Source organism: Jejuia pallidilutea, from assembly GCF_002973595.1.
Classification (GTDB): domain Bacteria; phylum Bacteroidota; class Bacteroidia; order Flavobacteriales; family Flavobacteriaceae; genus Jejuia; species Jejuia pallidilutea.
The window spans coordinates 1-1,803 of the sequence record NZ_PVEO01000030.1 but is presented as its reverse complement, the minus strand read 5'-3'; the positions used below and the strand labels follow the sequence as shown (position 1 = coordinate 1,803).

The 1,803-nt window shown below is 32.8% G+C and carries 2 protein-coding genes; both read right to left on the bottom strand.

The features are described 5' to 3' along the window. Positions 1-227 precede the first annotated feature (227 nt). A complete protein-coding gene (locus CLV33_RS17415; protein ID WP_105474950.1) occupies positions 228-770 on the bottom strand; it encodes a DUF6438 domain-containing protein in 543 nt (180 codons plus the stop codon). Next, positions 715-1,803 (bottom strand): RHS repeat-associated core domain-containing protein (locus CLV33_RS17410; protein WP_317045195.1); only part of this gene is annotated, 1,089 nt, incomplete at its 5' end. The genes CLV33_RS17410 and CLV33_RS17415, both read right to left, overlap by 56 nt.

Genomic DNA, 1,803 nt, shown 5'->3' with positions numbered 1-1,803 from the left:
TTACAGAAACGGAAAGCAGCTTAAAATTTTCCTTTTGAGAAAAATAATTTTACAAATAGATTTTAACACACTTAAATATAAGTGATTCATTTTCAGATGATTCCCTTATACGGGACAAGTTATTTTAAAATGATCTTGGGAATAGCAGTGCATTGCTACGTGATGCCAAAACTCGATTGGCTTATAAATAAAAAACCACCTCGTTAAAGGTGATTTCTGTTATTCATTTATTCTTGCAAATTTGGCACTGGTGGTATCGGTATTTCAAGTAGAGGGACTTTACCTCTTGTTTTACTCATAAAATCATAAGATGTCTTAACCAATTCTTTATTTTTAAAATTAATGATTTTTCGAACTAATCTCTCTAAACTTTCAGGCGATTCACTTTCGTAATAATAAATTTCCTTTTCTGCACCACTTTTGTCTATATACACACTATAAGCCTGCATATCAACCCTATTTGAAGTATATTCATCTTCAAGGCTTTCTAATTGTATATCAGCAAGTAAAGATTTTAGTTCTTTTTTTTCTTCCTTATTGATTTTGTATTCAAAATAACCTTCTTTGTCATTAAATTTTATAAGATTAAAATATGCTATATCATTCAAAACCTTAATATCAATAATAGGGCAACTTCTATGGCAACCAGACGTAGAAATCTCTATATTCAAAGCAGTATCATTATTATTAGAGCAGGAAGTTTGGAAAAAGATGCTAATCAACATAATCCCACATAGTATTCCATACCTGATTTCTTGTTTTATTTCCATTGTATTTTTTATTAGCGTTTAGCAATAAATTAAAGCCTTTTGTACCGAATAGAGTATTGCCTTTATTCCTTTGGTCTAATTTGGCTTGAACGTGATGACGACTCCTTTTACTGTATCGTTCATTCACAAAATCACTCATATTAGAATAATCTAATTTTTTATTGTCTAAAATATCTTGTGTAAATCCTTCTACGTGTATAAAAGTCTCGTGAGTGATATCTAAAATTTTATCGAATTGAGAGCCAGATTCCCCTAAAGTTACATCAATTGTGAATCTTCCGTTTTCTTCTTGTTTCGCACCAGTCTCTCCATCTCTACCATCAGATGCTGATAAAGGTTCTGTGTTGTAAGCTAAATCTATTCCTTCATTGTGGTATTTTCCATCCGTACCAAAAGTTACATCAGTACCTTCGACTGATTGCCCTTTTGAAGCAAATTGCGATAAGTATGATTTGCCTTCTTTTGTGCCTGCAAAAGCTTGAAAGGCTTTAACAGCATTTGGATTAACATAATTACCATCATCATTTTTCGTAAATAATTGAGCCAAGTTTAAGCTGTCTCCTGCAATTTCTCTAAAATAGATTGGATTATTAGCACTAAAATGATAAGGCGATAATTTTTCATACTTTTCTGCAAATCTATCGATTTTGTTAAACCTTGCTATTGCAGGGTCATAGTCTCTCCATTCGTAAGCATAAGTATTTTTACCTAACTCTTCTTCAAGCTCTTGACCTTGGAACGTCTGATACTTATTTTCCGTGCCGTTCACAACATTATTGTAACCTTTATGACGCAGTCCAAAGGGATAGTAGTTGTTTTCCTCTAATATTTCAGAAGTTGCTATAAGGCCATCGCCATTAGCATCCTTATAGCTTAACCTTACATTCCCTAAATGGTCTTTGTACTGGTATACATAATCAAACCCATTTTCAGCATCTACATACCCTTCAGGGTGGTTAAAGAATTTCAAAGAACCATCTTGGTACACATAATTACCTGCATACTCCGTTATTGCGCCAGTACTAACCGTTTT